This is a genomic window from Streptococcus suis, assembly GCF_002960445.1.
Classification (GTDB): Bacteria; Bacillota; Bacilli; order Lactobacillales; family Streptococcaceae; genus Streptococcus; species Streptococcus hyiners.
This window is the reverse complement of the sequence record NZ_POJD01000151.1, coordinates 1-3,170: the sequence shown is the minus strand read 5'-3', so window position 1 is coordinate 3,170 and position 3,170 is coordinate 1. Positions and strand designations below refer to the sequence as shown.

Annotated in this window: 5 protein-coding genes; all 5 read right to left on the bottom strand. The window is 34.8% G+C overall.

Annotation, left to right across the window (positions count from 1 at the left end; all coding sequences use genetic code 11):
• Nucleotides 1-83 precede the first annotated feature (83 nt).
• On the bottom strand, nucleotides 84-254 hold the full coding sequence (locus C1G53_RS06400; protein WP_277941103.1) for an MLS leader peptide: 171 nt from the start codon (nucleotides 252-254) through the stop codon (nucleotides 84-86).
• A 41-nt stretch (nucleotides 255-295) separates the two neighbouring features.
• A complete protein-coding gene (locus C1G53_RS06395; protein WP_014638243.1) occupies nucleotides 296-466 on the bottom strand; it encodes a hypothetical protein in 171 nt (56 codons plus the stop codon).
• A gap of 745 nt (nucleotides 467-1,211) precedes the next feature.
• Nucleotides 1,212-2,000 carry an aminoglycoside nucleotidyltransferase ANT(9) gene (ant(9), locus tag C1G53_RS06390; RefSeq protein ID WP_099807233.1) on the bottom strand — a complete coding sequence of 263 codons (789 nt, stop codon included), beginning with the start codon at nucleotides 1,998-2,000 and terminating at the stop codon, nucleotides 1,212-1,214.
• A gap of 131 nt (nucleotides 2,001-2,131) precedes the next feature.
• Entirely contained in the window at nucleotides 2,132-2,659 is a 528-nt protein-coding gene (locus C1G53_RS06385) for a phosphoribosyltransferase family protein (protein ID WP_002294507.1), read from the bottom strand.
• Nucleotides 2,660-2,702: 43 nt separating this feature from the next.
• Nucleotides 2,703-3,170: aminoglycoside 6-adenylyltransferase (locus C1G53_RS06380; RefSeq protein ID WP_161499110.1), on the bottom strand; the 468-nt coding region annotated here is incomplete at its 5' end.

Below are 3,170 nucleotides of genomic sequence, written 5' to 3'. Positions count from 1 at the left end.
GTTTTATCTACATTACGCATTTTGAATACCAACATGACGAATCCCTCCTTCTTAATTACAAATTTTTAGCATCTAATTTAACTTCAATTCCTATTATACAAAATTTTAAGATAATGCACTATCAACACACTCTTAAGTTTGCTTCTAAGTCTTATTTCCATAACTTCTTTTACGTTTCCGCCATTCTTTGCTGTTTCGATTTTTATGATATGGTGCAAGTCAGCACGAACACGAACCGTCTTATAGAATAACACAACAAGATGATATGTTCAATATAAAAGTTATGGAATGAGTCTCATACTTCCAATTCGATGCCAGATTTAAAGGATATGACGAAGTGTTCTTCATAGACTGTAACGCTCTGGATTATCTTCCTTAGTAGCAAGCGATTAGCTTTCACAAAATCTTCTGTTTGTAGTTTAAAAAATTCATCAGGATTTTCTAACTCAACCTCAAAATATTTCATTTTACATTCCCTCATTTCATTTATTGATAAATTGAGTTTACAAAAAAGAGTGGACAATTTTTGTCTACTCTTAACCTTTAAAATAGTTTTTTTTAATCGATTTGAAGTTGCCTAAATTATTACTTATTCGGTAAAATGAAGTATTGCTTTCAACAGATTTCCTTCAACTACACTTCACTTGATTCAAACAAGGTGGGTACATTTCTATTCCCACAAACTCCTTGTCAATGGAAACAAACACGTACCCACAGGGTAAATGGAAATAGAAACTGATAATTTCTAGCTATCACTTCTACTCATTCCAAAAATTTTCTCACTCTGATACTTACCCACCATAAAGCAAAAAGCCTTGCAATCAAGGCTTTCATTATCCCTTTCGTTCAAAGGTTTCTAAGCTTTTACGAGCAGAGTAACACACTCCACGTGCTTGGAGATGAGGTGATAGCTGTCAAAACAGCATTTTCAACTCCTGTGGTTATGGGGAATATATCTACGTTCGTATTTGGGAACATATCCAACATATCCTTTCGTTTGAGGGAACATATCAATCAAAGTATAGATTCATCACATATACTGCTGGCTCGAGTTGATGGCATTGATGTCATATTACTTTGCCCGTCTGTGGAAACATATCAGCAGCATTTTTGGAACTATCGGTAGACGGGAACATATCCAGCGGTTTTTGACCATTTTAAGAAATTTCGGTATGAGAGAACCTATCAATGGAATTCTCAACACCAGCCTTTTAGAGATTAAGGGAAGACTCTATAGACTTTTTCATATGATTAACGAGTTCAGCCACCTCAGATTCCATTCCTTCCCACTTGTCAACACACTCTCCTAAATAAGCCTCTCTCGCTTTGTTGAGTAAAGTAGCATGCTCATCGGGTAATTGAGGTATCGCCCATTCAGCTGCCAGATCTTTTGAGCGAATTTCACCAGTAGATGCTGTCAGCCACATTCTGGCTAAAGTTAAAATCACATTGCGTTCGTCACCGTTAATGCTAGCTATCAACCCGGGCAACGATTCTTTAATTGCTTTTCGAATATCTGTCATTGGCACAGGCTCAATTACTTCTGTTGCCTTTGGTCCCAAAAGGTTAATACTATTTTTTCTTAGTTGTGCTAAAAGTATTGCTAAATCCGGATCATAAGTCGACTCAGGAATTTCTCCCTTTTCAAACTGCTCTCTTAGCCACTCGCCATACATAAATTCATATTTGGGGGGGAAATGCCAAGGGACAATATCCTTTTGATTTATGACCGTAACTTCAAGAGGCCTCATATCTTTTATGTTTCCTATTTTCCCAGATATAAGCATTAACCTATTTGTAAGATTCCTTCGAGTTTTTTCAGATAAACTTTGATTTGTTATTACCAAAATATCTACATCGCTATTCATACGTAAACCACCCATTACTGCCGAACCATACAAATACACCCCAATTAACATATTATCAAGTAGTTCCGCTATAGTTTTTAATGCTTGAATTGCTTCTTTCGGAATTTTTTTGTTACTTAAATCTATACTCAACTTCGATCTCCTTTCGTCTGAAAACTGTTTTTTAACGCCTCTTAAAATTTATAAAAAAAGAGTAAACATCTTTCGTTGTATTGTAAATTAACGCCATCCAAAATTTTGATTCAAGATTTTCTTTCGGTTTATTATATGTTTGAGCCAATATAAGCTACAAAACTGCTGTCTATCCATTTTTGAGTAACCTCATTTATATCAATCCCAATAGTAGCCAACCCAATAATGCTGCAATCCAATTTCTCTAACAAAGCTATTAAAGCCTTCATTTGAGAACCTGTCTCTATCCAATCATCTACAATCAAAACTCTTTTGTTCCTCACAATAGAACTCTTAGATATTTCAAAGCTTTTATCTTGACCTGAATAGTCGGTAAAATGTGTCGAAATAATCTCTTCTTTTGCGTATGGCAGCTTATCACCTTTTCTTACTCCAATAAACCCCACTCCAAGTTCTTTGGCTATGGCAGTGCCTAGTATCCATCCAATTGCTTCTGGGGCAGCCACATAATCTACTTTATTTTGAAAATCCAATGATAGTACTTTTACAATTTTATCAAAAACGGTTTTATGTGTAAAAATAGTTAGTAAATCATATTTTCCAATTGAGTTACGAGGTAATATACCTCTAATTTCATTTATAACATCAGTACTTTCCATACATTTACACCCCTTGCTTATGGTTAATAATCTTTGCTAATCTTTAAAAATAGTCATTTTCAACATATTTTTTATACATGTCCTCGGTATATCTTGTTATGTTCTTACCATACTCTGGATAATCAAACCCCAGTAGTTCTGCTACCTCTTTGGACACTTCCCTGAACAATTGGTGGCATATAAATAATGACTTCCAAATATTTTCATAGGAATCCATGCGATATGTAGATAATAATCTATTCCATAGATCTTCATCAATGTATTTGTTAATATACTTATAATTTTTCCCAACACTTAATGAAAATTCTGTCTTTATCCCAACCTTCCACGACATCATCCTAAGTAGTTCAAACCGTAGAATCTGGTTCAGATGATCGATTGCAAACAGTATCTCTTTGCGGCACAATCCTTTAATAACATAAGGTGTTACATTCCAAAATTCATTGCAGCAATCATCATACTCCCTTGCGCTTGGCTTTCTTACATGATAATCTATATCAGTCGGAACTAT

Coding starts and splice junctions, on each gene's coding strand:
- C1G53_RS06385 (WP_002294507.1), bottom strand. CDS start 2,659: ATGGAAAGTACTGATGTTATAAATGAAATTAGAGGTATATTACCTCGT.
- C1G53_RS06395 (WP_014638243.1), bottom strand. CDS start 466: ATGAAATATTTTGAGGTTGAGTTAGAAAATCCTGATGAATTTTTTAAA.